Here is a 26363-nt window from a genome sequence, read left to right as displayed (position 1 = left end):
GCAGGCTTTATTAGAAAAAAGGTTTGATTAAGGTCAACATGCTCCATAAAGCATAGATTATGAGCAAAACACCCATAGCTGTACGCACGCCCTGGGCGCGTAAAAAGCGGTGCAAAAATTGACTGAAATGTCCGGCGGCTATCATTGCTGGCAAGGTTCCCAGACCAAAAGCAGCCATGGTTAGCGCTCCACCGCTAGCTGAGCCACTTAAAGCTGCCCAGCTGAGGGCACTATAGACCATGCCGCAGGGTAACCAGCCCCATAAAGCCCCGGCAAAGAAGGTGGCAAAAATACCAGGCTTGTTTCTGAGTTTTGCGGCCAGAGGCTGTATTTTCTGCCAAATTGGACGTGCTGACTTTTCCAGATACACCAATCCTGAAAACCATCCGGTAAAATACAGTCCGAGCAAGAGGAGAAAAGCAACAGCTAACCAGCGAAGAATGATTGTTGTATAACCACCTTCCGGAGCAAACAAGCCAATAGCTCCCCCGACCAAAGCTCCAATAAGCATGTAAGAACAAACCCGGCCTAAGTTATACAGCCAGACATGGTAGGGGCGGGTATTAATGCCCATGGCACTGGCAATGCCCCCGCACATCATTAAGCAATGCCCGGCACCGGCCAGCCCCATCAGCAAGGCTGTAACTAAATCAGCGCTTGGATTTATCGGATTCATCATCAGCGTTATTGGTGTTATCTTCGTCGTCCATCAGAATATTGAGTCCCTGACGTTCAATGTCCTCAAACTGGTCGGAACGTACCGCCCAGAAAAAGACCGCAACAGCGATAATAACGAAAATTATAGCGATGGGAATTAATGCGTAAATTACACTCATTTTCGATACAACCTTAGAGAGTTTCCTATTACCAGAAGAGAACTAAGCGACATACCAAGTGCTGCTGCCCAGGGAGCAATCATACCGATAGCAGCTACAGGTAATACAGAAACATTATACACCAATGCCCAAATGAAATTCTGTTTCATAATCTGGCGTGTTTTGAGAGCGCTTTCTATTACCACTTTAATTTGATTCAGGGATTCAGACATCAACACAACATCGGCTGCCGTTTGCGCTAAATCAGATGCTTGAGAAAACGTCATTGAAAGGTCGGCTTTTGCCAGAACCGGGCTGTCATTAATGCCATCGCCAACCATCCAGACCGTATGCCCGGCTTCTTGTTGAGCTGTGACAAAAGCAAGCTTTTCTGCTGGTTTCAAGGCACTGTGATATTCAGGTATACCCAGTTCATGAGCCAGAGACTGAACTCTTGATTCACTATCTCCGCTTAGAATAATGGGTTGATAACCGTTACTTTTTAACCAATTAATGGTTTCAGCGGCATCTTCTCTTATTTGATCTTCCACTCTGAACTCGGCCAGGATGCGTTCTTTACTGGCAATGACGACCTGGTGCTTGTTAGTCGCTTTAAACTCCGGATGCCACTGCTGAATGTAAATTTCACTACCTGCGCGATATGACTGACGGTTGAATTCTCCTTGCAGGCCAAAACCCATCTCGTTAGTGACATCCTGAAATGACGCCGGGGTGTCCGACAGCTGGCTTAAAGGAACCGAAAGAGGGTGTTCGGAAAAAAGCTCCAGTCCGCTAATCAGTTCATCAACGGTGTTAGAGTCTATGTAGTCATTTCGCTCAACCAGCCGAAACTTTCCTTCCGTTAGGGTACCGGTTTTATCCAGACACACTTTATTCAGTTGTTTAACGGACTCAAGGACATCCGAGCCTTTTAATAAAATACCATCTCTGTTTAGTCGATGAATGATGCCAGTTAATGCTGTCGGTGCCGCAAGAGACAAAGCGCAAGGGCAGGTGGCAACTAAAACAGCCAAAGTAACCCACAGGGCGTGATCTGGCTGTATCCACCACCAGCTGAAATAGGTAATAACTGCAACGGTTAAAATTGCAGCAATGAAATAACCCGCCAGTTTATCGATAACTTGCTGTGCCTTGGGTTTAACCGCTAAAGCAGAATCCTGCATTGCAATAATGCCGGCCAAAACTGTTTGCTGAGCAGTTGCTGTTACTTTTATCCGTATTGGAGAGTGTTGATTAATACTGCCGGCAATAACCGCGTCTCCAAGTTTTTTTGATCTGGGCAGGCTTTCTCCGGTCAACAAGCTTTCATCAACCTGAGCTTGTTTATTCAGTAATTCACCGTCTGCAGGAATAGTCTCACCAGCTTTCACACGAATAATGTCACCGGTTTCCAGCAATTTAATAGCAACGGATTCATAGCCCTCGGGAGTTTCACGGTTAGCCAGCTTAGGCAGTAAGGTCAGACGGTTAGTGGCAAATTTCAATGCTCGTTCTTTTGCCAGTAACTCCAAAAAACGGCCCGTCAACAAGAAGAAAGTAAACATGGATATAGATTCGAAATAAACCTCACCCGTATTGGTTATTGTCGCGTACACACTGGCACTGTAGGCGCCTAATAAGGCGATACTGACGGGAATGTCCATGTTCAAACGCGATGCCTGTAAAGCTCTTAGGGCACCTGCATAAAAAGGTTGTGCGCTATAAAGAATAACAGGGGTCGCGAAAACCAGACTGACGCTCCAGAGAAAGCGTTGTAAGTCAGGTGATAAGTCGCTGACAACGCCGAAATACAGGCCAAAGGCAATCATCATAACCTGCATAGTAGCAATGCCCGCTACGCCTAATCGACGGATATAACTCTTTCGCTGCCTTGCATATTGTTGCTCGGCTTCATTGGGCTGGAATGGCAGAGCCTTGTATCCAATATTGGCTAAAACTCTTAAAATATCGCTTAGTTTTAATTGAGCAGGAGACCAGCTAACCTGAACCCGGCGGCTGGTAACATTAACCACCGCTTTTTGTATACCTTTAAGGCGCAATAGCTCACGTTCAATTAGCCAGCCACAGGCGCCACAGGTAATGTTCTCTACGGTGAGAGTTGCCAGCTCGGTGTCGGCTCCCTCATGCCTTACAAACTCTTTTTGTAAGTCAGGGTTGTCGTAGAGATCTAAATCATTTAATTCTTCAGGAAGAACGGGAGAGTCCTGTAATTGAGATGTGTCTCTGTGTTCGTAATAAGCGTGCAGGTTGTGCTGAATGATGGTTTGTGCCACAGCTTGACATCCAGCACAACAGACCGGTTTCTCAGAACCTTTGTACTCAACAGCAAGATTAACCCCTTTGGGAACCGGCTGCAGGCAGTGAAAACATTCCATTCAATCAAACTCCGTATAATAACGGACGAAGTTTAGTCAACTCGGATTTTGGTAGTTGATATTTTTCGCTTACTTTCCAGACTTCATTAAAAGGCTCAACGGTTATGGTCCACTTGCCCTCTATCTCTTCAGGAATATCTGCTCGATAGGTACCATCTGAAGCAACCGTCAACATGCGGGTAAAGTCTTTTTCATCTTGTGTAGCGTGAATAAAAAACACTCGTAGAGCAGACAGTTCTTCCGGCTGGCCAGAAGCATATTTAAGAGTAAACAGGCCTTTATCAGCAGTAAACTCAAAAGAGATATTACGGCGTTGTGCTTCTTCAACATGCTCGATAATTGCGTTGATGGTTTTGCCGCGTTTGTAGTAGTCATCAACCACCATGGAAACGCCGCCCTGAGATACGGACAGATAAATAATAACGCCACAGACGATCATGACAGTAACGGGGAGGGAAATAAGAAACCATGGCCAGAACTGCTTATACCAGGGTTGAATCATAATGAGACCTCATACAAAAAGCCCCGCCGTAGCGGGGCTGTGTTTACTAGGTTTTATTCGTCGTTAGATAAGCTGTAGACATAAGCTGAAATAACGTGAATTTTATCTTCACCCAGAATGTTTTTCCACTTGGGCATAACACCGTTACGACCATGCTTCAGAGTTTCTTCAATTTTATTAATTGAACCACCGTAAAGCCAGACATCGTCAGTTAAGTTTGGCGCGCCAAGCTGCTGGTTACCTTTACCATCCGCTCCGTGACACGCACTACAAACTGCGAAGTTTGCTTTGCCGGCTTCGACTAAATCGGCATCACGTTCACGACCACTTAAGCTGGCGACATAGTTTGCTAGTTCATTAATTTCTTTATCGCTGAACTGCTCACCAAATGCCGGCATATTGCCCTGGCGTCCTTCACGCAAGGTGGTTTTTATATTGCTTGGTTCACCACCATATAGCCAGTCGTCGTCAGTCAGGTTAGGGAAACCTTGACCACCCATCGCGTTCGAGCCATGACACTGCGCACAGTTTTGCAGGAACAAACGTTGACCAACATCTAGCGCATCTTCATTTTTAGCCAGCTCTTCAATTGGCTGCTCTGCAAATGCCGCAAAAATAGGGCCATACTTTTCTTCCGCCGCACGAACGGCACGGTCATACTCAACAATCATCCCTTTTTCATGGGCTTCTTCCATTGCCTGGCGAGACTCTTCTAAGGATTGAACATCCTGGTTTGAGCTTTTCCAGTCTAGCAAGCCGTTGAAGTTCCCAAGCCCGGGGTATAGAGCCAGATATATAAAGCCCCATACAAAGCAGGCCCAGAACAAATAGGTCCACCATTTAGGAAGAGGGTTGTTTAACTCTACAATCCCATCGAATTCGTGGTCCATTTCCTGACCTTCTTCGATGTGAGTGTAATTTTTCATGTTCCAGCGCAGTAGCCAAATTAATACCACTAAGGTGGCCAGCGTTAAAACAATTATCCATGCACTCCAGAAGCTACTCATCTTTCTTCGACTCCGGTTTGTCGCTGTTATCTATTGATGATTCGTCCTCAAATATAGAATTAGCCGCATCATCAAATTGTTTTTTTGTACGGCGACTGAACGCCCAGGCCACGATGGCAATGAAAATTGCCAGTATGATCAGGCTGAACACGCCGCGCCAAGTTCCGTAATCCATTACTTATCAGCCTGCTGTAGCGTTGTGCCAAGAGATTGTAAGTAAGCGATAAGCGCCTCCATTTCAGTCTTACCCTGAACGGCTTCTTTTGCACCGGCGATGTCCTTGTCTTCGTAAGGAACGCCCAATGTCCGCATAACTTCCATCTTCTTAGCTGTGTATTCACCCGTTAGCTTGTTTTCTGCAAGCCAAGGGAACGCTGGCATATTAGATTCAGGAACCACATTACGAGGGTTCATTAAATGAACGTGATGCCATTCATCGCTGTAACGGTCACCCACACGAGCCAGATCAGGACCTGTACGTTTAGAACCCCAAAGGTGAGGGAATTCCCAAACGTGCTCACCAGCTAATGAATAGTGTCCGTAACGCTCCGTTTCTGCACGGAAAGGACGAATCATCTGGCTGTGGCAGTTGTTACAACCTTCGCGCATATAAATATCGCGACCTTCAAGCTCTAACGCGGTGTATGGCTGCAAACCTTTTATGGGTTCATTGGTCTGGTTTTGAAACAGTAGGGGAGTAATTTCTACTAACCCACCGATTGAAACCGCAATGATCATTAAAATTGACAACCAACCTAAGTTCTTTTCAACAAATTCGTGTTTAAAACGACTCATTATTCTCTCCCTCAGGCAGTTTGTACGACGTTGCCTGCAGCTGTCTCACGACGGCCGGCACGAATTGTCTGATAACAGTTATAAGCCATCAGCAACATACCAATTACAATGAAAACACCACCGATAAAACGGCCTGTCCAGAATGGGTATGATGCCTGAACACTCTCTACGAAACTGTAAGTTAAGGTTCCGTCAGAGTTTGTCGCACGCCACATAAGACCTTGCATCACACCTGAAATCCACATTGAGACGATGTAGAAAACAACGCCAATAGTGTGCAGCCAGAAATGAACGTTCACCAGCTTAATGCTGTGAATTTCTTTCTGGTTAAACAGGCGAGGTACCAGGTAGTACATGGAACCGATAGTGATCATAGCAACCCAGCCTAAAGCACCTGAGTGTACGTGACCCACAGTCCAGTCAGTATAGTGAGAAAGTGCGTTCACTGATTTGATTGCCATCATCGGGCCTTCGAAAGTCGACATGCCGTAGAATGACAGAGAAACAATTAAGAAACGCAAAATAGGGTCGGTTCGTAGCTTATGCCATGCACCAGATAATGTCATGATACCGTTAATCATGCCGCCCCATGAAGGCACGAACAGGATAACAGACATGACCATACCGACCGACTGAGTCCAGTCTGGTAACGCGGTATAGTGTAAATGGTGAGGTCCGGCCCAGATGTATAAGGAAATAAGTGCCCAGAAGTGAACAACCGACAAGCGGTAAGAGTAAACAGGGCGCTCAGCTTGCTTCGGTACAAAGTAATACATCATACCCAGGAAGCCAGCGGTCAGCAGGAAACCTACCGCGTTATGCCCGTACCACCATTGAACCATGGCATCGACAGCACCTGAATAGATTGAATAAGACTTCATAAACGACACTGGTAAAGCGAAGCTATTCACAATATGCAGCATGGCGATAACGATAATGAAACCACCGTAGAACCAATTAGCAACATAAATGTGCGATGTTTTACGAATAGCCAGTGTGCCGAAGAAGACGATTAAGTAAGCCACCCAGACGACAGTAATTAAAATGTCGATAGGCCACTCAAGCTCAGCGTATTCTTTCGTGCTGGTAAGACCCATAGGCAGAGTAATAACTGCTGCCACTATAACGGCCTGCCACCCCCAGAAAGTGAAAGCTGCCAACTTGTCTGAGAACAAGCTCACTCTACACGTTTTCTGAACAACATAGTAAGAAGTGGCAAAAAGAGCGCTGGTACCAAACGCGAAAATAACAGCGTTTGTATGTAGCGGGCGAAGACGGGAGTAGGTTAGCCAGGGAGTATTGAAGTTAAGCTCTGGCCAGACAAGCTGGGCAGCTATCAATACGCCTACAGACATACCGACGATACCCCAAATAATCGTCATGACAGTAAACTGCCGGACGACTTTCATATTATATTCGATCGGTTGTTGTGGAATTGTTTGACTCATCTTTTAAATCCGCAGTGATGTAAGATCAGGAAAAAGGTGACTTTTACCAGACAGACACAATCCATGTAAAAGTGCATTTATTTTACGTCTTGTGAGTTGAAAGGTACAGGGGAGATTACCAGTATCCCCTGTATTTTTAAGGTTATTTTGTCTTAAACCGACTGACAAGTTGACTCAAATCAATACTGTTTTTACTCAAATCCCGACTGACTTCAGCAACGCGTGTATTAGCGTCCTGATTGGCTTGAGAAAGGTCGGAAATGCCAGTGATATTCTCGTTCAGATCTTTAGTTACCCGACTCTGCTCGTCGGTCGCAGAAGCAATTTGTATATTCATGCTCGATATATTCGCAACGGCTTCCTGAATCTGACTTATCGCTTGCTCGGCTTTCAGAGCCTCCTCGTTTGTAGAGGACGAGCGACGTTCAACATCGCTGATGATCTGGCTCACATCTTTAATCGCACCCTGGATACTTTCCACAATTGAAGAAATTTCATCCGTTGAATGTTGAGTTTTGGTTGCCAGCGTTCGAACTTCATCGGCAACGACCGCAAACCCTCGTCCGGCATCGCCAGCGCGAGCAGCCTCAATAGCCGCATTTAACGCCAGTAAGTTGGTTTGTTCTGCTATAGCAACAATGACGCCGAGTATGTTTCCTATTTTGTCAGAGCCGTCTTGCAGTAAGCGGGCTTTTTCGCCTGCTTTACCCAGCTCAGAGGTTAGTGCTTCAATATTATTAACGGATTCTCGTACGATAATAGCTGAGCGCCCAGCTTCTTCGTCTGCCGTATTAGCCGAGTCGGCAGCCTGACGAGCGTGATCAGCAACTTCTGCAGCGGAGGACGACAGTTCGGTGATGGCTGTCGCAACAGAACTTGTTTGCGAGCTAAGTTCATCACTTTGACGGCTGCTGGTACCCGATAACTCAGTCAGTTGACTTGCAGCTTCGCTCTCATTTTTGGCACTTTCCTGCACACTTTGAACAAGTTGCTGAATTTTATGAACAAAGGTGTTGAATGATTTTGCTAGTCGGGCAAGCTCATCAGAACCCGATTCATTCAGTCGTCTAGTCAAATCGCCTTCGCCTTCGGCGATGTCGAACATAGCACTATTAATGGTTTTTAAAGGGCTGGTGATACTGCGTATGATGACAACAAATAACAAAAGCAGGGGCACGGATAAAACAACGGCTAAACCAGCTAATTTAAAAAACTCCTGCCATAGAATAGCGGTAATGTTGTCGCTGTACTGTCCTGTACCAAGGATAATATTCCATGGTTCAAAAACTCGTATCCGGCTGACTTTCGCGACGAGGTTATTGGCATCACTGCCTTTTTGCCAAACGTATTCTACTGTAGCTTCGTTGGCCGAACGTGCTTTGCGAACCATTTCCTGGAAAAGACGTGTTCCTTCAGGATCCTCATAGCTCATTACATCCTTACCAACTAATTGTTTAGTAAAAGGATGCTGAACCAGAATTCCATCACGATTCAGTGTGAAAATGTATTCGCTGCCTTCGTATCTAATCTCGTCGAGACTGGTATAAGCTTTAGTTTTTGCTTCTTCCTCAGTCAAATTACCGTTTAGGTATTGCTGGTGGTAATGACTGACCACACTGTGAGCAGTATCAAGAACGGAATCGAGCTTACGTTTCTCTTCCTTGACCAACAGGTTATTCAGTAAGAACATCATAAAGGCTACCATCAGGGCAGTCCCCAGAGCGGCGATACCCAATAATGATATAAGTCTCTGTGTGATACTTAACTGCTGTACGATTTTCATTAATATTCCTTACTCAATCGTCGGAAAGCTTTCGTAATAGGCTATCGGCAGTTTACAAAATCTTTACAGCAGAAAAGTAGCTTAATAATGTTTATTTTTCTAGGAATTGATCTTTCTCCCTTTAAGTACCAACGCCGATAAAGCTGGCAAGGTAAACACAGTAACTAATGCTGCGCCGATTAAACCAAACATCACAATAGCACCAACGCCCCGGTACAATTCCGTGCCGGCTCCGGGTATAAAAACCAGAGGCGCAATACCGCATAGCGTGGTTAAGGTGGTAATGGTTATCGGGCGGACGCGCGACAGCAAACCTTCCTGAACCGCCTCTTTAAGTGAGTAGTTCTCTTTATCGCGAAGATAAATTGCCCGCTCAATGACCAGAATAGGGTTGTTAATGACGGTTCCCATAAGAATGAGAAAGCCGAGCATGGTAATCATGTCAAAAGGCTGACTCAGTGGCTGTAACCCAACAACGGGTAAAAGCTGGCCAACACCATTCATAAGAGCCAGCCCGGCTATCCCGGCACTTATCCCCATGGGTATGGTTGCCATTATCAGTAGCGGATACCCCCAGTGCGCAAAAATGGCGACCATCAGTAGGTAAATAATGGCTATGGAAATAACATAGTTTTCACTTAAGGCCGCCTGGGTTTCTGCAAGCTGGTCAGCGGCCCCAGATAACTGGGTTGAAATATCGGCAGCTATGACACCTTGCTTCCGTAAGTGCTGCAAGACGTCTGAACGAACTATTTCAACTCCAGATTCAAGTGCAACTGACTCCGGAGGTATAATGTTTAAGGTTACTGTACGGCGACTATCGACCCGGCGCACGGTACTGGTATCAACAATCTCGCGTACATCGCTTATAGCATTCAGTACCACAGGCCGACCGTTGACATTAAGTAGTGGCAAGTCATCCAGCATCTCCGGTGTCACTTCTGTGCCTTTATTGCTATACAGGTACATATCAATTTTATCGTCACCCTGAAAATACTCACCGACAAAGGCGCCGTCAGTTAATGCAGAAACAGCATAACCAAAACTGTCCGCATCCAGACCTAATTCACTCATCCGTTCCCAGTCAGGACGCACCTCTAATAAAGGCTGGGCCAGAGTAAGAGAGTTCGGTGTAGATTGAATTCTGGGGTCATCGAAAACCTCTTGCGAGCGATCATAAATGGCTCGTGCGGCCGCATAAACTTCGTTGAGCTCTTGTCCACCAACATCGACATTGATACTGCGGGTACCACCATCGTTACTGCTTATAATAGAGCCTTTAGCTGCAAAGGCCCGCATGCCGGGGTAGCGCTCGTAAACTTGAGTAATAACTTCCATTAGCTCATCAATCCGGCTTGTATCGCGGGTTTCAGCAATAATGCGGATATTCGAAGGGGCAACACTCAAACTCATCGTTTTAAGTGCGGGAATAGTGACCCCTGCACGGGTAACCTCAGTATTTTCCGTGGTTAATGCCGGATCGAAAATATCACGTATTTCATCCCCAATAGAAGACATGGTTTGCAAGCTATAGCCGGGTGGGGCGCTCATAGTGGCAAAAGTTTTAGCTTCTTCCCCTTCAGGCAAATATTCCGCGGGGGGCATCAAAAGCCACCAAATTGCCACCACAGCAACAAAAGTCACTCCTACAGTACTGAGTTTTGACTTTTTGGAACGTAAAAGCCGACTACTGATTACTTCAATTCGGTTGGTCAGTTTGTCTGTTACTTTGGTTTTTGCCTGCGCAGGAATATAAGCTGCAAGTAAAGGCACTAAGGTCACAGAAACAAACATCGAAGCAATAATGGACGCCGAAATGGCAATCGCAATATCGGAGTACAATTGTCCGGCTTCCTGAACAATAAAGAGAATTGGCAGGAAGACCATGACGGTGGTCAGGGTAGAGGTGAGCACCGCGGTCCAGACTCGTTTCACACCTTCAATTGCCGCATCTTTAGGGTTCAGTCCTTTACGTCGTTCAAGCTCAATACTTTCTAACACCACAATGGTGTTGTCCAAAGTCATACCAATGGCAAATGCTATGCCAGCTAATGAAATGACGTTGATGGTTCTGTCCAGTAGCAACAGCCCCAGAAAACCAGCCAGAGTACAAATTGGAATACCGATAACCGCAATTAACGTCGCGCGGCCTGAACGCATCAAACCATACATAACCAGAGTTGCGAACAGGGCGCCTAACAGTAAGTTCACCAGTACATTCTGAACTGAACTTTCGACATAGCGAACATCATCGGAATTTAGCGTAATTTCCATACCGGCCGGGCGCAGCAATTCTTCGTTAATGCGCTCAACTTCGTCCAGCATCGCGTATTTTATATCAATGACATTAGAGCCCAGCTCACGCTGAACCTGAAGGCTCAGTACCTGCTGGCCTTTAAACCAGGACTCACTGTTCAGCTCAAAGTGATTAAAGTCGATATCAGCAACATCTTTTAATCTAACCAGACTGTCACCGGTTCTGCGGATAATGGTGTTTTCTATTTCTTCAAGCGAATCAAAACGACCCACCGTGCGCAGCAGGAAACGGCGTTTTCCTTGTTCAAGCTCTCCGGCTGAGGTATCTCTGTTACGGCCGCTTATTGATGTTCTTACGTCAGCAACCGATACGTTGTACTGAATCAGTGCATCTTTATCCATCAGAATACGAACTTGTCTTTGAGCACCGCCACTGACATTCACTTGTGATACGCCCGCGACCGAAGACATTCTTGGACGAACGTTGTCTTCTATGTAATCGCGCATCATGATCATGTTGATGTTTTTAGGATTATCCTCAATTGGAGCTACCCGAAAGTACATAAACGCATTACTTGAGAAGGAAGCCGAGAAAATACGAGGCTCATCGACGTTCTCGGGGTAATCCGGAACCTGACTTAACGCATTGTTAACCAGAATTAATGTTTCGGTAACATCAACCCCGAAAGGAAAGTCCAGTTCTATGCTTGCTTCGCCATTACTGGCACTGCTTTCCATACGTTGCAAGTTGGGAACAGTGCGAAGAAACTCTTCCTGTTCAATTAGTATCTCTTTTTCGATATCCTGCGGTGTGGCACCCGGCCATTGAGTCTGTACAGAAATCGTTCTGACTTCTAAGTCAGGGATCATTTGTACCGGAATACGCAATGCTGCCGTTATTCCCAATAAACAAAGTATTAAAATGGCGACGATGGTGACATGTTTATGCTTTATTACGGCTTCAATCATAGTCAGCAGACTCCGTAAGCTTTAGCGCCTGACCATCAGTTAGAGCTTCATTACCGCGTACTATGACTCTCTCGCCTTCACTTACACCGCTTTCCACCTCGACATAGCCATTAAAGCGTAAGCCGAGCTCAACTGACAGTTCCTTAGCTTGCCATTCACCATTTTCGTTCACCGCTATCCAGACAGAGGTTCTGCCATCACTGTAACGAACAACCGCATCCTGAGGCACAGAGGCCTGAACCCGTCCGGTGTCTATCTCAAATGAGGCTTCTAATGGAATGCCAACAATCCAGTTATCAGGGTAATCCCCAGTCAGGCGAACCTGAAAAGAACGATCATTTCCATCCACAAAAGGCACTATGCGACTTAAACGAGCATCAATAGTTGTATCTTTGTAGCTAAGCGATGCTTGAGTATCAGAGTTTATAGAGGAATAGTAAGACTGCGAAAGAAACACATCAGCATGCTGATTGTCACTGCCGACCAACTGAAAAACGATCTGATCGGCACTTAGCCATTCGCCTAAATCCGCAGTGCGACTAGCAATAACGCCGTCGAAAGGTGCTGTAAGTTGATGATAATTTTGATTAACTTCGGTTTCGTTTAGCAATGCTTTTGTTTCTGCAAGCTGTGCCTGTGCAACCTGAACCCGGGTACGTGAGCGCCTTAAATCGCTAGTGGGAACAAAATCGGTTTCAGCTAACTCTTCCAGTTCACTTAGCTGCTGTTTTTCGTCGGCAAGACTGGCTTTAGCGCTGTCGACCTGAGCCTGTAAAGATTCTATAGTCGAATTAATTTGACGCGCGTCTAACCGTGCAAGCAAATCTCCTTTGCTCACTCTGTCACCTATATCCTTGTTCAGGCTCAATAACTTTCCTTCGACAGCAAAACTGAGTTGAGAGTTATTCAAAGCGGATAGGGTGGTCGGTAAGTCAACGCTATTAATTATCGGCTGCTTTTTAGCTTCAACGTACTCGACCGGCGTCTGAGCACGGGCTTGATCGCTAATTACTGCAGAGATAAAGACTAACGGAATTAAGAAAACAGACTGCCTGAACCATGATGCCATCATTCGTACTCAGCTATTTTGTTAAAAGGAAGTTGTCTGAATGTTACGCAAACTTCGTCAGATTCGATTACTATTGTAGATTACAGAGACAATTAAGGGGCTTGTATGAGCTTAACGGATCCGAAAACATTCGAATGTCCTTATTGTATGGCAATAAATGACATTGAAATTGATTGGATAAATGATATTGGCCAACATCAGATTGTCGATTGTCAGATCTGTTGTCAGCCAATAGAGATCGAAATTCTGCAACTAGGGGATGATGTGCAAATTAAAGCGCACCGTGATGATGAATAAGGTGCGCTTTTAAAAAGTTATATTGTTTCAATTTCCTGTTCAGCTTCTTTGAAGCCTTGTTGGCGTGGTTCATCACCCATGTTCATGCCCTCGGCGCGGATGATGGTCACGTCGGTAATACCGATAAAAGCAAGTACCTGTTTTAAGTAGCTTTCCTGATGATCCATAGCCTGGGCTTCACCTTGAGAATAGATGCCACCCCGACCAGACGCGATATAAACTTTTTTGCCATTTACCAAGCCTTGAGGGCCTTGTTCTGTATATTTAAAAGTGACACCAGCTTGCAATACACGGTCAAACCAAGCTTTTAGCTGAGTCGGAATAGTGAAGTTATACATTGGTGCACCAATGACAAGCGTATCTGCATCGAGCAGTTCTTGAACCAGCTCATCAATCAAAGGCTTCTCTTCAGCTAATAACTCATCAGCTGCCAGGTGAGGAACAGGGTTTGCAACCAAGTCTCGGTGAAAAAGGGTAATGTCTTGTTTTTCTTTAAGTTTATTAACAATGTTCTGACTAACCTGACGGCTAACAGATTGTTCTAAAAAGATACCTGAATCCAAATGTAAAACTTTCATAGAAACCTCTTGGTTTTTTAATTGATGCAAGGAGTATAATTCGTTCCAATTAATCTAATAAGTGGTTAAAATGGAAACTATCGTTCCAAATTCGGAACCAAAGAGGTTTTCTCAATGTCCTTTCCTGATGTCACAAACTACTACCTATTCGCTCAGGTTATGGCCTGCGGCAGTATCAGCGCAGCCTCACGGGAGCTCGGTTTGCCCAAATCCACCATAAGCCGAAAAATGGCTTTACTTGAACAAGAGCAGGGCACCCGGCTGTTTCACAGAAGCCGATCAGGACTTAAACTAACCGACGTTGGACGTGAGTTTCTGGTGCACTGCGAGCGACTTGTCAGCGCGGCTGAATCGGCTCAGCAAGTGACACAACGTTTACTGGATAAACCCCGGGGGAAAGTTGAAATAAGCGCGCCCTATGCTTTAAGTCAAAGCTTGTTAGTCCAGGTGTTACCTGAATTTATGAGCTTGTATCCGGAAGTTGAAATTCAGCTTGTTGTGACAAACCGGCCAGTTAACTTAATAGAAGAGGGCATCGACATTGCTTTGCGCGTACGAAAAAATATAGAAGACTCAAGTTTAATAGCCAGACCCATAAGTCAGGCTCCTCAAACCCTTTATATCGCTCCCGATTTAATAAATCAGAACTCAATAACTGAGCCTGAGGACTTATTAACGTTCGAACATTTGAGTATGCATTACACCAACGGACGATATGGTTATGAATTGATCCATAGTTCAGGGCTGCAAAAAAACATCAGAATAAAACCCCGGCTTATCACCGACGACATGATTGTCTTACGAGAAGCTGCAATAAAAAAACTTGGTATTGTCGCTTTGCCAAATTACCTCTGTAACGATGCAGTGAATAGCGGGGAACTCGTCCCCGTTTTAACCGACTGGCATCTACCCATCGGAATTATGCATATAACGTACTCGCACCGACGCGGAATATTGCCGGCAGTGCGTGTCCTTATCGATTTCCTCGCTGAAAAGCTTCCGCATCTTGCACAGCAGCAGTTTTAAAAAGTAAGTGCTTCGTACTAGCGTTATACTGATATAGTTATGATTTAACATAATATACATTATACGCAATCAAGTAGTATCGAATTTCAGGTGCTTTTCAGACCTGTGAAATGACCATAAAAAAAGCCCCGAAAATTCTGGCAAATTCTCAGGGCTTGGTCGCCACATTCCGACTTTAAACAAAGGATTTAGGCGTAAAACCCGAAGACGAGCAAAACTCATCTTCAGTTGGTTTATGGGCTTCTTTCAGCCGTTCTTCGGTAATACTCCGGCGTATTACAATACAAACAACCATCTAAAAACGGCTCAAGATGCGTCCTTTCTCGGAAAAACTTAAAAGCCCCAGATACTGGCCCGCTTTATTCTCCTGACATTATTTCTACGGTACTTTAGTGACACAAGCAAATGGATTTGTTACTGCTCAAAATCACTGGCTAGTCCGATATTTTTAATATAGTATTAAAAGGTATTACCCCTTATTACTTCGGGAGGTCAGAAATGGCAACATCCGTAAAACTGAATGACGACATGAAAAAACGCGTGCAAAATCTGGCGAACGTCCGGCACCGTTCCTCACACTGGATCATGCGTCAGGCGATCCAGGATTATGTTGAACGTGAAGAAAAACGGGAAGCGTTTAAACAGGACGCACTTCGCGCCTGGGAGGATTATCAGCATAATGGTTTGCATTTGACGGCAGAGGAAGCTGATGAATGGTTAGCCAAACTTGAATCGGGTGACGATGCTGAGCTGCCGACGTGTCACAAGTAATTTGGTCCCCGGCCGCTTTAGCGGACGTGAAACGTCTGCATGATTTTTTACGAGATAAAGACCCGATAGTGGCCCGTAAGGCCGTCAAAAGCATTCGCCAAAACGTCCTTATTTTGGCTGGCCAACCCGAGATTGGCCGCCCGCTGGATGATATGCCCATTGAATTTAGAGAGTGGCTCATTGATTTTGGCCAGAGCGGTTATGTTGCTCTCTACCGTTACGATGGCTTTGAAACGATCATCCTTGCGGTGCGACACCAAAAGGAAGTTGGCTATTCGTGATCGTTTGGCTTACTCAGTACCTCAATACGATAATCCGGGCGCAGAGCTTGCCGGTTCATATCCAGTATGTAATCATCAAAACGATTAATGTGTGCAGTCTAGTTGAACTTACCAGTTGATTTAGTTAGAAAAAGAACGGTATTTCGGCATTCCCTCAAAACAGGCTTAAATTTAAATCCTTACCACCAGCATCCCCTTTAGGCCTCTGATTACCGAGATTCAGCTTCAAACGATGGAAACTAAATACCGAAACTGAAGCAAAACGGAAATTTCTCTCCAGTGACAAAATGGCAAAGCTACCTCAGGCCGTCGTTATTTCCCACAGCAAAACTCTCTCAATTCAGCATTTCTGTTATCATGTCGTTATTGCTAGTTAAGAGAAGAACAATTTAATGAAATTAGACTGTCTGGCGCTACAGCCACAAACCGGCGAGTGGCTCAAAGAGCTGCCTGCGGAACTTAAAGAAGATGCCTTAGTTGGGCAAAAACGTGCTGTTACAGCCTTAAAAAACGCGTTACGTCAGCATGGTACATACTCTAATATTTATGCTTTATTTCCTGGTGGCCTTTTAAAACGGGACATCCTGGATGCCTACTTTACAGATAGTCGTTGGGAGTTCACTAATTGGTATGACTGGCTGTATCTGGCGAATCCGTCCGATCCTCTGCGTCCTCTATGCGTTAACTTGCCTTCAGGAACCGCCGACGCTGCAATTAAAGCGATATGGGGTTTTCTGCAGCGTCCGCTAGATCAGCGCGAAGAAGCTTACAACACCATTATTGAACAGTTTGATACCCACAAGCTGCGTGACTACATGCAACAAATACGGGATAAAAAGGCCGAGGACATTCAGGGCGAGAGCCTGGCCTCTGTTTTAGTGGGACATCAGCACCCTGCCCCTTACTACTATTGCGACCGTGTTACTGAGGAACGGCTCTTTGGTCACATTGGTGTGCAATCGGTTGAAGGAACGGTAAGTTCAGAGCTGCATTTGATTGAGGCCGGCCTTTTGCATAAAGCGAACGGTGGCGTTTTGGCTATTGAAGTTGCTCAGTTGCTTGAAAACATCACGCTCTGGAAACGCCTGAAAGATGTTATCGAAGGTGGAGAATTTGAGTGGCCGCGTCAGTCACCGACTTCCGGCGCGGCATTCTTTTATCGACCCGAGTCTGTGCCCATTAATATTAAGATTATTTTATTGGGTTCACGTAACGAATACGCACAGCTGCGCGAGTATGACGAAGACTTTGATAACTTCTTCCCGTTTTTGGCTGATTTTCACGGCCATTATGCAACTCAAAATGAGCCGGTAGCGCCCTACTTCAATTACTTGCAGTATGTGTGGCAACTCGCCGATGTGCTGCCGTTAAGTACAGATGGTTACTCAGCCTTACTACGAGTTTGTGCCCGATACACGGATTATCAGCAAGAGCTCACGTTAAACACAATACAATTACTGCAGCTGCTTCGCGAAGCCAACGACTGTGCGCTGCAGAATCAGCACGCAAAGATAGACAAGGCCGCAATCGATTTAGCGCTGCAGCAACAACGGGATCGTGAAGGTAATCTTGCTGAACTGAGCCGCCGCAGCATACTCGAGCAGCAGGTTCGAATTGACACTCATGGTTCTGCAGTTGGCCAGCTAAATGGCCTGACGGTAGTGACTATGGGCGGCAGTGAGTTCGGTGAGCCTTCCCGTATTACGGCAACTATCCACTATGGTGACGGCGACATTATTGATATTGAACGTAAGTCTGATCTTTCGGGCAATATTCACACCAAAGGAGTTATGATTTTAAGTGCTTATCTGGCGAATCAATTTGCCCGCCATGAGCCGCTATCGGTATCAGCTACAGTGGTATTTGAACAATCGTATTATGAGGTAGATGGTGACAGCGCCTCTTTAGGCGAACTTTGCTGCCTCATTTCGGCGTTAGCGGAGCAGCCCGTCAAACAATCGCTTGCAATAACCGGAGCCGTTGACCAATTTGGTAACGTTCAGTCAATTGGTGCGGTGAATGAAAAAATTGAAGGCTATTACGCCCTTTGTGCTCATCGGGGCCTTAATGGCGAGCAAGGCGTGATCATTCCACAGTCAAATAAGCATCAATTAAATCTGAATGATGAGATTGTAGAAGCCGTTAAAAATGGACAATTTCACGTTTATACGGTTGAGCACGTTGAAGAAGCTTTGGAGCTATTAACAGAAACGTCAGTTAAAACGCTTTTCGAAAAGGTTCGGGAGCGAACGCTTGATAGTTCTGATAATGATCAACCACGTGGTTTTTGGCAGCGCCTTTTTGGTTAATAGAGCACTTGTCGGATTTGTCTGGCGTACAGTTGTACGCTAAACTGCGGCTTAGTTTTTTATACAATTAATTAGGGTATTTATGAATCAATCGAGCTTTACTCGTGAAGAACTTCTTGCCTGCAGTCGCGGGGAAATGTTTGGTCCTGGTAACAGTAAGTTGCCCGCACCTAATATGTTAATGATGGATCGCATCATTGAAATTAACGAAGACGGTGGATCGGCCGGAAAAGGTTTTATCCATGCCGAGCTCGATATTAACCCTGACCTTTGGTTCTTTGACTGTCACTTTAAAGGTGACCCGGTAATGCCTGGCTGTTTGGGTCTTGATGCTATGTGGCAGTTGCTTGGTTTTCACCTGGCGTGGTCTGGTGGCCCGGGGCGCGGGCGTGCACTAGGTGTTGGTGAAGTTAAATTCACCGGGCAAATTCTGCCGGAACACAAAAAAGTCAGTTACTTTATTGATATGACACGAGTTATTAAGCGCAAATTATTTATGGGCGTAGGAAATGGTCGTGTCGAAGTTGATGGTCGCGAAATTTACACAGCCAAAGACTTAAAAGTTGGCTTGTTTACCGACACCTCTACTTTTTAGCCCCTCTTTGAATTAAAAAAACGCCGATGCTTTCGCTATCGGCGTTTCGTCTAACCTTTAATGTCTCTGACAATCAGCGGAATAGGCCGGTATTTCGGGCTTCCATTGCATCTCGCCAACCTCCCAGCCAGTGGGAACGAAAATCATCCTGGGTTTGATAAGGACAGTTGTCTTTTGAGCGACCATGCAAACCAGCTTTAAAGCCTTGAGTATGTGCTCTTTCAAAGCGATCGCGCTTTTGTCTTTTCATAAATCTATCCCTCGCCTGTTATTCACAGATTATTATTTAGAGAGTTGAGACATTTTTGCTGCCTCATTACTATTGATAGACTTATTTGGTGAGAGTTCAATTGTAAAAGCAGCACAGTATCCATTGATTTTTTTTAACGGATTGAAACTGTGCTACTTTTTATTTTAAGACCTATTATGATTTTTTGGTCTTAAGGAAGGTTCTTCTTCTTATTCCGGTAATAAGCAAACCTAAGGCGCCAAATCCAAGTAGCGAGCCAAGCCCGACAGCTGCGCCCTGACGCTCTACAGGTTCTTCATTGTCAGTACAGTTATTAAGTTCGCCTTCAATAGGATCGAGCTTTATATTGACAAGAATTTCACGGGTCCGGGTTTCCCCTTCTTCGTCTGTATACTCTTCAGTTTTGAGCGCTGTAGCAATAATCTCACCGTTTTCGGTAATATCATTGGCATCAACAATATTGTATTCACTGTCACAGCTAATGGTATTGTTCAGGTTGATAATTTGTGGGGCTTCTGCACTCATATCATAGTAGAAACCAGCACGAGCACGAACCTGAGACAATGTAGGGTCAACCTCTGCTGTACCGACCATTTCGCCGTTATCATTGATACTGCGGATGACAGTCGATGCGCCATTAAAGAAACTGTCAAGAATCGTCAATTCACTCGCATCAACATCGTAATAGAAGCCGTAGCTTCGCAACGTTCCTGCGGGACGTTTGGTTAAATGTCCGACAGCAATATTCGAGTCGTTGATGTCTGTTGCTGAGCCCCACAAATAAACCGGGTCTTCAGTTACAGGCAGCGCCTCTTGATTCTGGAAAATTGCCGGCATGCGAATAGCACCGCGATCAGGATGATAAGTCCAGCTTTGCCCTACCGCTATGTCATTATTATTAACGGCGTAAGCGTAGCTTGAAAAGTCATTTTCATCGTCACTTCTTCTTTCTACCAAAGTTGGTAATTCAACTTGGCTAATGACTTCACCACTGGCGTCAAACTGCCATAACTTTCCGCGAATGTCATAGATAGAACGACCCGCATTATAACCTGAACGCGGACGACTATAGCGATAACGGCTATTATTAAAGGCCGCGATATTCGACGCATCGGCATTTTGCAAGCCCCTCCAAATGCCCCATACACAAACCTCCAGGGGCTGTGATGCACTGGCAACTTCAGGGTCTTCGCAGCTCTCTTCAATTCGAGTCGTCGCAGCAGGACTTAAACCAATGCTTTCATAACCGGCAGCAAGTCCACTATCGTTGATATCAAAAATGGCACTTTCGCCCCCCAGGTAATCCTGAGCTTGAGGTTCAACGACACTGGATTCGCCGTTGTTGTACCACATTCCGCGACTTAGAAAGTCTGATACGAAGTACTCTGCAGTCTCAGTTTCGTCGTCGGCATTGGTATATTGATGTTCAATAAGCTCAAACGGTGCACTAGTAACACCAACCGCTGTATTGGCATTATTGATAGAGTATAAGAAGCTGTCGACGCTATTAGCGAGTTGATCCGCAGTTGCTGATACCGCGTTAACTTCACTGCTAGTCCCGTTATAAATAAAAGCCTGGTTCAATCCAATACGCTGAGTCTGAAGGCTGCTATTTGCATAGTTTCCCAGGTTTTCTACAATTGCCTGATACTGAGCAATAGTCAGTTCTTCATCTTCTTCGGGATCAAAACCTATCTGCGCGAGTAGTCGCGAAGGAACTTTAGAAAAATCAATTTCGACATTTTCGGGAAAACGTGCAACACCAACAATTTGCCCACTTGCGTTAATACTTTGCGGGATACTGCTTCGATAATTATTCAAAGTTTCAATTGTTTCAATATTATAAGTGTCTGCTGCAGATGCAAAAGAGACTGTTGAAACAATTGCTACGGTAAGTGACTTCAACGTAAATGATTTCATTAACTAACTACTCTGTTCTGATAAGTTTTCCAGTTCTTCCCAGCGCTCCAGATCCTGCATCAACTGCCCTTCAATTTCGGCAATTTGAGTCATGACTGGTTCGGTTTTTTCTAATGGCTGTTCGAAGAACCCCGGTTCATTCATTAACTGTTGTAATTCTTCAAGTTTTGCTTCTTTTTCTGCAATAACTTTGGGTAACTGCTCTAATTCGCGTTGCAATTTATAGGATAACTTCTTCCGCGGCTTGTCTGAACCTTTGTCTGCGGTTTTTCCCTTACTTTGCGAACTTTTGTTGCTGTCAGACTCTTTAGCTGCCGCTTTGGTTCCGTTGCTATGAAATGAATTTTCAGCTTTTGCCGCTAAATAGTGGTTTAGTTCGGTAAAACCACCAATAATTTCAGTAATAACGCCCTCACCTTCAAAATACAGCACGCTGGTTGCTGTGTTGTCTACAAATTCCCTGTCGTGACTGACCAGCAGAACCGTACCCTGATAATTCGCAACAATTTGCTCGAGCAGTTCTAAGGTTTCAATATCCAGGTCGTTAGTCGGCTCATCGAGTACTAGAATATTACTGGGTTTCAGCAGTATTTTCGCTAACAACGCCCGGTTCCTTTCTCCACCGGAAAGCGCCCGAACAGGGGTTCGTGACTGTTTCGGTGAAAAGAGAAAATCCTGCAGGTAACTTAAAATATGTCGGCTGCGGCCCTGAAACTCTATGTCCTGCTTGCCGTCACCAACGTTGTCCATAACGGTTTGTTCAGGGTCAAGCTGCGCCCGGTGTTGATCAAAGTAAGCGACTTCCAGATTAGTGCCTAGCTGAACTTTACCGCTGTCCACTTCCTGCATGCCTAAAATAACTTTAATCAGCGTACTTTTACCACAACCATTAGGCCCGACAAACGCCACTTTGTCGCCGCGCATCAACAAAAGATCCAGGTCATTAATAATAGGCTTGTCGCCAAAACGCAAAGCCATATTTTCGCCTTCAAAGACCTTTTTACCGGAACGTGAGGATTCGTTCACTGCCAGATTTGCCTTACCCTGAAGTTCGCGTCTTTGCTGACGTTGCTTCCGCAGATCCTGAAGTGCACGTACCCGCCCTTCGTTACGAGTACGGCGAGCCTTAACGCCCTGGCGTATCCAGGTCTCTTCAGCTGCCAGCTTTTTATCAAACTCAGCGTTGTGGTTTGCTTCAACTTCCAGTGCTTCCTGTTTTTTCTGCAGGTAGGTATCGTAGCTGCCCGGGTAACTGGTTAAATGTCCGCGGTCTAAATCGATAATTCGTGTAGCCAAACGGCGGATAAACGCCCGGTCGTGACTGATAAATAACACAGCCCCGGAGAAGTTAACGATTTGCTCTTCCAGCCAACGCACCATTTCAATATCCAAGTGGTTGGTCGGCTCATCCAGCAGTAAGATGTCCGGATCAACAACCAACGCCCGAGCTAGCGCCACGCGACGCAACCAACCGCCGGAAAGTGCGGCCATGGTTTCATCTGCGGGTAATTGCAGCTGAGTCAAAACCTGTTCAATGCGTGTATTGACTTGCCAGCCGTTAATAGCATCCAGTTGATTCTGCAGTTTGTCCATTTCGTCAAGCGTTGCGCTGCTGGGGGAGTCAGTAAGACTGGCAGACAATTCATGGTAACGAGCCAGTGCTTTGCCCGATTCAGCCAGCGCTTCAGCTACGTAGTCAAACACTCGCTGTTCCGACTGTTTAGGCGGATCCTGCGGCAAACGGGTCACTTTGGTATCGCCCACCCACTGTATTTGGCCTGAATCTAAGACCACTTCGTTATCTATCGCTTTTAAGAAAGTGGATTTACCGGCGCCGTTACGGCCAACCAAACAAACTCGTTCACCGGCTTCAATGGTAAAATCAACACCGTCTAAAATGGCATCAGCGCCAAAGGCCAGGTGTGCATCCTGTACACGTAATAAACTCATTGCTCTACAAACTCCAGCAATTGATTAGCATCGAAAGGCCAACGCAACTCTGCGTCGTCTTTTCCCCGAATAAATACTGGTACTAACCAGCCATACTCTTCTTGCAGCTCCTGCTGTTCGGCAATGTCGACTACTCCAAGTTCAACCGGCTCTTCCAGGTCGAGCGAATGCAGTAACTGAATAGCCTGAGTACAAAGCGGACAGTTTGGTTTCGTAAGCAAATAAAACGCAGACATTAATTAAGCCCGTGAAATAATATAATAATGATGAATACCTTTATGGCGTTTGAAGTCCTCGGGTATTGAGGCCTGGGTCTGATCATTTACCTCAAGACCGGCTTTATCCAGGCCTTCGGTGTCGATGCGGAATTTCTTTCTATTGTTAGAGAATAGAATCACGCCATCCTCTTTCAACATTCCCGTGGCGGTTTTTATCAAACCAACGTGGTCACGCTGTATGTCTAAGGTTCCGCTCATCCGTTTTGAGTTACTAAAGGTGGGCGGATCAAGGAAAATAACGTCAAACAGTTGCTTGCCACGTTGTTCCCGCATCCAGATAAAGCAGTCAGCCTGAATAAACTGGTAGTCGCCTCGTAAGCGGTTTAAGGCAAAGTTACGCTCGCCCCACTTCAGGTAAGTTTTCGACATATCAACAGAAACAACTCGTGCGGCTCCGGCTCTGGCAGCCTGAACAGAGGCTGTGCAGGTATAGGCAAATAAATTCAGCACATCCAATTCTTCGCATTTATCCAGTAGCTCTTTACGCACCAGTCTGTGGTCCATAAATAAGCCGGTATCAAGGTAATCAGTTAAATTCACCTCAAACTTGGCGCCGTATTCATTAACCGTTAACACCGTGCTGTCCTGCGATTGTCTTTCGTACTGCTGCTTACCGCTTTGCCGTTGGCGGCGTTTCAAAATGATTTTATCTTCTGACACCGGCAAGGCTGAACTCAAAGACTCGAGCATGAACCACAAACGGTCATTGGCAACGCCTTCCGGAATGTCTTTTGGAGCTGCGTATTCCTGTACAACCACGTAATCCTGATAAATATCGATAGCGGCGTTGTACTCAGGAATGTCGGCATCATAAACACGCCAGCAATCCAGTCCTTCCTTGTTAGCCCACTTGCTTAATTTTGCATGGTTCTTCTTAACCCGATTAACCAGGTCGTCAGCTTGACTCTCTGCGAAGTCAGGTTGCTCTTTAGTTAAGTCGTAAAGAGCCAAATTAACCGGAATTGCACCGTTTAATAGCGGGTATTTCTTATGGCTGCGCAGTTTCAGACGTTTAAGTAACTGTTCGTCTCCTGCCAGTACCGCTATATGCCAATTCTGGAAAGTGTCTTTTAGTTGACGGCCAAAACGGCGGTACAACAGTAAGGTTTCAACGGCCTCACCCAGACGTTCACCGTAGGGAGGATTACAGACTAACAGGCCACTTTCTGCCGGTGCTTCACAGTTTGTTGCATCCGCAACTTCAAACTCTATCACTTCATGCAATAGCACACGCTTGGCGTTATCTTTAGCTTTAGCGACCAAATGAGGGTTGTTGTCAGAGCCTTTTAAATGGCCTTTAAAGTTCTTCTTACCTTCTTTAAAGCGCTGCTCAGCCTGCTCTAGCACGTCGTGCCACAGTTGCGGCGAATGTTCATGCCAAAACAAGAAGCCCCAATGCGCGCGGCTCAAACCTGGTGCGTGGTCCATTGCCATCATGGCGGCTTCAATGACTAAGGTACCCGAGCCACAAAAGGGGTCAAAAATAACGGGCTCGTCTTTTTCCAATTCGTTTTTGATGCCGGCGCGGACTAATATAGCGGCAGCTAAGGTTTCCCGCAGCGGTGCTTCACCCTGCTGCAGGCGATATCCCCTTTTGTGCATGCCGTCACCGGTAAAGTCTAAAGACCAGGTGAGCTTGTCTTTATGTACTCGCACGGCAATACGAATGTCCGGGTCCTGCTTATCGATACTGGGGCGTTCAAATCCGCTATTACGAAAGTTATCGACAATACAGTCTTTTACTAACTGTGCGCCAAACTGAGTGTGGCGAATGTCGTCGTTACCGCCAGAGAAATCAACTACAAAGGTTCTGTTCGCATCGAAAACCTTGCTCCACGAGAATTGAGTCAATGCCAGTTTAATCTCATCCAGGCTGGAAACTTCCTTTTCACCCAGTTGTAATAGCATACGGCTTGCTAACCTGGACCACATAGCCACGGTATACGCTTGCTGCAAATCAGCCTCGATATAGCAGCCCGCAAGGGTTTGCTTAACGTGACTTAAATTGAACTCTTGCAACTCATCAAACAAAAGCCCTTCAAGGCCTTTGGAGCACGCAATAAAAAAACGATACATAGAAACTTCGCCTAAAAAATTAAGGGGACAATTATAACGGAGAGCTCAGTGGCTGTCTGTAATTCCAGCTGAAATAAGGGAATTACATAGAGAATGACTAATAAAACAGCAGTTAAACCGTATTTGTATAAATACTATGCAGTTGGTTTAAATAAAGCTTGCGCGGCACGAATTATGACTATACTATGCGCTCTCAATCGGACGCGGGGTGGAGCAGTCTGGTAGCTCGTCGGGCTCATAACCCGAAGGTCGTAGGTTCAAATCCTGCCCCCGCAACCAACGTCCGGAATTAGAATTCAGTAATGCCTTCCTGCTAAATACTCTTTCTTTGAATAAATTCCCAAGTAAGCCTGAAAATAGACTTAAGACGCAAGCTTTATATTTAAAGCCACTACGCCAACTGTTGTCCCCAGTTAGACTGAGCTGACAAAGCTAAATCGACGGTTGCCGGTAACAAGCGGTTTAAGGTGACTTTAATGACATGGTACTGACGCAGCGATTTAATCGCAGAAAGCTGCATGCCCTCACTTAATAGTAAGCAAGTCGCAAATTCATCATCGGTATCAAGAATTAAGAACAGCCCCTGATCAAAACCTGAGTTCAATTCGCATAAACGCCGCTCTAACGGCCATTCGCTAATATCAGATTTTTGAAAATGCCAACTCTGTGGCATTTGAGGACGACCAAAGCGACACCAGGCAGTTGCATTAAGAGCTGCGTTTTGCGGTGCACAAGGCATTTTATCTGCAGGGTAAGCCTCTAATGTTTCACTAACGATTTGGAAAGTTGTCGCGTCTTCAATATCCATCATTTGTTCATTAAAGTGAATATTGACTAGCTGACTCGGTTTGTAAGGCGTATCAAATACGTCGGTATCACTTAGCTTAACGCTAAGCTTGCCGCTTTCTGTATTGAATAACCATAACCAATGGGATTCCGATTCCACGATGTTAGCCTTTATTATTAGAAGAATTTAAGCTTTGCGATAAGAT

General features: G+C 45.5%; 24 protein-coding genes and 1 tRNA gene. 7 read left to right on the top strand and 18 right to left on the bottom strand.

Annotated features, from left to right (window positions below; translation table 11 throughout):
* Positions 1-10: 10 nt before the first annotated feature.
* From IL_RS06700 to IL_RS06650, 11 genes are all read right to left on the bottom strand, one after another.
* The gene (locus IL_RS06700) at positions 11-679 is read right to left on the bottom strand and encodes a sulfite exporter TauE/SafE family protein (protein WP_228757929.1); all 669 of its coding nucleotides are present in this window, start codon (positions 677-679) and stop codon (positions 11-13) included.
* Entirely contained in the window at positions 651-836 is a 186-nt protein-coding gene (gene ccoS, locus IL_RS06695) for a cbb3-type cytochrome oxidase assembly protein CcoS (protein ID WP_011234549.1), read from the bottom strand. Before ccoS ends, IL_RS06700 begins: the two co-directional genes overlap by 29 nt.
* On the bottom strand, positions 833-3211 hold the full coding sequence (locus IL_RS06690; protein WP_011234548.1) for a heavy metal translocating P-type ATPase: 2379 nt from the start codon (positions 3209-3211) through the stop codon (positions 833-835). Before IL_RS06690 ends, ccoS begins: the two co-directional genes overlap by 4 nt.
* A 4-nt stretch (positions 3212-3215) precedes the next feature.
* Positions 3216-3713 carry a FixH family protein gene (locus IL_RS06685; protein ID WP_011234547.1) on the bottom strand — a complete coding sequence of 166 codons (498 nt, stop codon included), beginning with the start codon at positions 3711-3713 and terminating at the stop codon, positions 3216-3218.
* A 53-nt stretch (positions 3714-3766) separates the two neighbouring features.
* Positions 3767-4720, bottom strand: coding sequence for a cytochrome-c oxidase, cbb3-type subunit III (gene ccoP, locus IL_RS06680; protein ID WP_011234546.1), 954 nt, complete (start codon positions 4718-4720; stop codon positions 3767-3769).
* The gene (locus IL_RS06675; protein WP_011234545.1) at positions 4713-4895 is read right to left on the bottom strand and encodes a cbb3-type cytochrome oxidase subunit 3; all 183 of its coding nucleotides are present in this window, start codon (positions 4893-4895) and stop codon (positions 4713-4715) included. The genes ccoP and IL_RS06675 overlap by 8 nt, the downstream gene beginning before the upstream one ends.
* Entirely contained in the window at positions 4895-5515 is a 621-nt protein-coding gene (ccoO, locus tag IL_RS06670; RefSeq protein ID WP_011234544.1) for a cytochrome-c oxidase, cbb3-type subunit II, read from the bottom strand. Before ccoO ends, IL_RS06675 begins: the two co-directional genes overlap by 1 nt.
* 11 nt (positions 5516-5526) lie before the next feature.
* Positions 5527-6963: a cytochrome-c oxidase, cbb3-type subunit I gene (ccoN, locus tag IL_RS06665; RefSeq protein ID WP_011234543.1), complete on the bottom strand. Its 1437-nt coding sequence runs from the start codon at positions 6961-6963 to the stop codon at positions 5527-5529.
* A gap of 142 nt (positions 6964-7105) precedes the next feature.
* Complete coding sequence (locus tag IL_RS06660) at positions 7106-8746, bottom strand: methyl-accepting chemotaxis protein (protein WP_011234542.1); 1641 nt, start codon at positions 8744-8746, stop codon at positions 7106-7108.
* Between the two features lie 99 nt (positions 8747-8845).
* Entirely contained in the window at positions 8846-11971 is a 3126-nt protein-coding gene (locus tag IL_RS06655; protein WP_011234541.1) for an efflux RND transporter permease subunit, read from the bottom strand.
* Positions 11964-13043 carry an efflux RND transporter periplasmic adaptor subunit gene (locus IL_RS06650; protein ID WP_011234540.1) on the bottom strand — a complete coding sequence of 360 codons (1080 nt, stop codon included), beginning with the start codon at positions 13041-13043 and terminating at the stop codon, positions 11964-11966. Before IL_RS06650 ends, IL_RS06655 begins: the two co-directional genes overlap by 8 nt.
* Before the next feature lie 102 nt (positions 13044-13145).
* Between IL_RS06650 and IL_RS06645 the strand changes: the two genes are divergently transcribed.
* Positions 13146-13337: a CPXCG motif-containing cysteine-rich protein gene (locus IL_RS06645; RefSeq protein WP_011234539.1), complete on the top strand. Its 192-nt coding sequence runs from the start codon at positions 13146-13148 to the stop codon at positions 13335-13337.
* A gap of 17 nt (positions 13338-13354) precedes the next feature.
* Here the strand turns inward: IL_RS06645 and IL_RS06640 are convergent, their stop codons facing one another.
* Positions 13355-13915: an FMN-dependent NADH-azoreductase gene (locus IL_RS06640; RefSeq protein ID WP_011234538.1), complete on the bottom strand. Its 561-nt coding sequence runs from the start codon at positions 13913-13915 to the stop codon at positions 13355-13357.
* Positions 13916-14029: 114 nt separating this feature from the next.
* Between IL_RS06640 and IL_RS06635 the strand changes: the two genes are divergently transcribed.
* The 5 genes from IL_RS06635 to fabA all read left to right on the top strand — a co-directional run bounded on the left by IL_RS06635 (position 14030) and on the right by fabA (position 18897).
* Positions 14030-14941, top strand: a complete 912-nt coding sequence (locus IL_RS06635; protein WP_011234537.1) for a LysR family transcriptional regulator — start codon at positions 14030-14032, stop codon at positions 14939-14941.
* Between the two features lie 498 nt (positions 14942-15439).
* A complete protein-coding gene (locus tag IL_RS06630) occupies positions 15440-15712 on the top strand; it encodes a CopG family ribbon-helix-helix protein (RefSeq protein WP_011234536.1) in 273 nt (90 codons plus the stop codon).
* On the top strand, positions 15700-15993 hold the full coding sequence (locus tag IL_RS06625; protein WP_011234535.1) for a type II toxin-antitoxin system RelE/ParE family toxin: 294 nt from the start codon (positions 15700-15702) through the stop codon (positions 15991-15993). Before IL_RS06630 ends, IL_RS06625 begins: the two co-directional genes overlap by 13 nt.
* A gap of 392 nt (positions 15994-16385) precedes the next feature.
* Entirely contained in the window at positions 16386-18302 is a 1917-nt protein-coding gene (locus IL_RS06620) for a Lon protease family protein (RefSeq protein ID WP_011234534.1), read from the top strand.
* Between the two features lie 82 nt (positions 18303-18384).
* Positions 18385-18897, top strand: coding sequence for a 3-hydroxyacyl-[acyl-carrier-protein] dehydratase FabA (fabA, locus tag IL_RS06615; protein ID WP_011234533.1), 513 nt, complete (start codon positions 18385-18387; stop codon positions 18895-18897).
* 73 nt (positions 18898-18970) lie between these two features.
* Here the strand turns inward: fabA and rmf are convergent, their stop codons facing one another.
* The 5 genes from rmf to rlmKL all read right to left on the bottom strand — a co-directional run bounded on the left by rmf (position 18971) and on the right by rlmKL (position 25371).
* Positions 18971-19147 (bottom strand): ribosome modulation factor, encoded by a 177-nt coding sequence (rmf, locus tag IL_RS06610; protein ID WP_011234532.1) that lies wholly within the window; start codon positions 19145-19147, stop codon positions 18971-18973.
* A gap of 174 nt (positions 19148-19321) precedes the next feature.
* Positions 19322-21067, bottom strand: coding sequence for a DUF3466 family protein (locus IL_RS06605; protein ID WP_011234531.1), 1746 nt, complete (start codon positions 21065-21067; stop codon positions 19322-19324).
* Between the two features lie 3 nt (positions 21068-21070).
* Positions 21071-23017 carry an ATP-binding cassette ATPase Uup gene (locus IL_RS06600; RefSeq protein ID WP_011234530.1) on the bottom strand — a complete coding sequence of 649 codons (1947 nt, stop codon included), beginning with the start codon at positions 23015-23017 and terminating at the stop codon, positions 21071-21073.
* The gene (locus IL_RS06595) at positions 23014-23253 is read right to left on the bottom strand and encodes a glutaredoxin family protein (protein WP_011234529.1); all 240 of its coding nucleotides are present in this window, start codon (positions 23251-23253) and stop codon (positions 23014-23016) included. The genes IL_RS06600 and IL_RS06595 overlap by 4 nt, the downstream gene beginning before the upstream one ends.
* A 3-nt stretch (positions 23254-23256) precedes the next feature.
* The gene (gene rlmKL, locus IL_RS06590; RefSeq protein ID WP_011234528.1) at positions 23257-25371 is read right to left on the bottom strand and encodes a bifunctional 23S rRNA (guanine(2069)-N(7))-methyltransferase RlmK/23S rRNA (guanine(2445)-N(2))-methyltransferase RlmL; all 2115 of its coding nucleotides are present in this window, start codon (positions 25369-25371) and stop codon (positions 23257-23259) included.
* Between the two features lie 202 nt (positions 25372-25573).
* On the opposite strand from rlmKL, the gene IL_RS06585 reads away from it, so the two are divergent.
* A tRNA-Met gene (locus tag IL_RS06585) sits at positions 25574-25650 on the top strand.
* 112 nt (positions 25651-25762) lie between these two features.
* On the opposite strand, the gene IL_RS06580 is transcribed toward IL_RS06585, so the two are convergent.
* Complete coding sequence (locus IL_RS06580; RefSeq protein WP_011234527.1) at positions 25763-26317, bottom strand: cell division protein ZapC domain-containing protein; 555 nt, start codon at positions 26315-26317, stop codon at positions 25763-25765.
* Positions 26318-26363: the final 46 nt, after the last annotated feature.

This window comes from Idiomarina loihiensis L2TR (assembly GCF_000008465.1).
Classification (GTDB): Bacteria; Pseudomonadota; Gammaproteobacteria; order Enterobacterales; family Alteromonadaceae; genus Idiomarina; species Idiomarina loihiensis.
The sequence above is the reverse complement of the archived record's forward strand: the minus strand, read 5'-3'. Positions and strand labels throughout refer to the sequence as shown.

What these genes read in the sequence shown, in the direction of transcription:
- IL_RS06690 (WP_011234548.1), bottom strand. Translation starts at nt 3,211, where the DNA reads ATGGAATGTTTTCACTGCCTGCAGCCGGTTCCCAAAGGGGTTAATCTT.
- IL_RS06685 (WP_011234547.1), bottom strand. Translation starts at nt 3,713, where the DNA reads ATGATTCAACCCTGGTATAAGCAGTTCTGGCCATGGTTTCTTATTTCC.
- IL_RS06595 (WP_011234529.1), bottom strand. Translation starts at nt 23,253, where the DNA reads ATGTCTGCGTTTTATTTGCTTACGAAACCAAACTGTCCGCTTTGTACT.
- rmf (WP_011234532.1), bottom strand. Translation starts at nt 19,147, where the DNA reads ATGAAAAGACAAAAGCGCGATCGCTTTGAAAGAGCACATACTCAAGGC.
- IL_RS06700 (WP_228757929.1), bottom strand. Translation starts at nt 679, where the DNA reads ATGATGAATCCGATAAATCCAAGCGCTGATTTAGTTACAGCCTTGCTG.
- IL_RS06630 (WP_011234536.1), top strand. Translation starts at nt 15,440, where the DNA reads ATGGCAACATCCGTAAAACTGAATGACGACATGAAAAAACGCGTGCAA.
- IL_RS06650 (WP_011234540.1), bottom strand. Translation starts at nt 13,043, where the DNA reads ATGATGGCATCATGGTTCAGGCAGTCTGTTTTCTTAATTCCGTTAGTC.
- ccoP (WP_011234546.1), bottom strand. Translation starts at nt 4,720, where the DNA reads ATGAGTAGCTTCTGGAGTGCATGGATAATTGTTTTAACGCTGGCCACC.
- IL_RS06660 (WP_011234542.1), bottom strand. Translation starts at nt 8,746, where the DNA reads ATGAAAATCGTACAGCAGTTAAGTATCACACAGAGACTTATATCATTA.
- ccoN (WP_011234543.1), bottom strand. Translation starts at nt 6,963, where the DNA reads ATGAGTCAAACAATTCCACAACAACCGATCGAATATAATATGAAAGTC.
- IL_RS06635 (WP_011234537.1), top strand. Translation starts at nt 14,030, where the DNA reads ATGTCCTTTCCTGATGTCACAAACTACTACCTATTCGCTCAGGTTATG.
- IL_RS06620 (WP_011234534.1), top strand. Translation starts at nt 16,386, where the DNA reads ATGAAATTAGACTGTCTGGCGCTACAGCCACAAACCGGCGAGTGGCTC.
- IL_RS06640 (WP_011234538.1), bottom strand. Translation starts at nt 13,915, where the DNA reads ATGAAAGTTTTACATTTGGATTCAGGTATCTTTTTAGAACAATCTGTT.
- ccoO (WP_011234544.1), bottom strand. Translation starts at nt 5,515, where the DNA reads ATGAGTCGTTTTAAACACGAATTTGTTGAAAAGAACTTAGGTTGGTTG.
- rlmKL (WP_011234528.1), bottom strand. Translation starts at nt 25,371, where the DNA reads ATGTATCGTTTTTTTATTGCGTGCTCCAAAGGCCTTGAAGGGCTTTTG.
- IL_RS06655 (WP_011234541.1), bottom strand. Translation starts at nt 11,971, where the DNA reads ATGATTGAAGCCGTAATAAAGCATAAACATGTCACCATCGTCGCCATT.
- IL_RS06645 (WP_011234539.1), top strand. Translation starts at nt 13,146, where the DNA reads ATGAGCTTAACGGATCCGAAAACATTCGAATGTCCTTATTGTATGGCA.
- ccoS (WP_011234549.1), bottom strand. Translation starts at nt 836, where the DNA reads ATGAGTGTAATTTACGCATTAATTCCCATCGCTATAATTTTCGTTATT.
- IL_RS06605 (WP_011234531.1), bottom strand. Translation starts at nt 21,067, where the DNA reads ATGAAATCATTTACGTTGAAGTCACTTACCGTAGCAATTGTTTCAACA.
- IL_RS06675 (WP_011234545.1), bottom strand. Translation starts at nt 4,895, where the DNA reads ATGGATTACGGAACTTGGCGCGGCGTGTTCAGCCTGATCATACTGGCA.
- IL_RS06600 (WP_011234530.1), bottom strand. Translation starts at nt 23,017, where the DNA reads ATGAGTTTATTACGTGTACAGGATGCACACCTGGCCTTTGGCGCTGAT.
- fabA (WP_011234533.1), top strand. Translation starts at nt 18,385, where the DNA reads ATGAATCAATCGAGCTTTACTCGTGAAGAACTTCTTGCCTGCAGTCGC.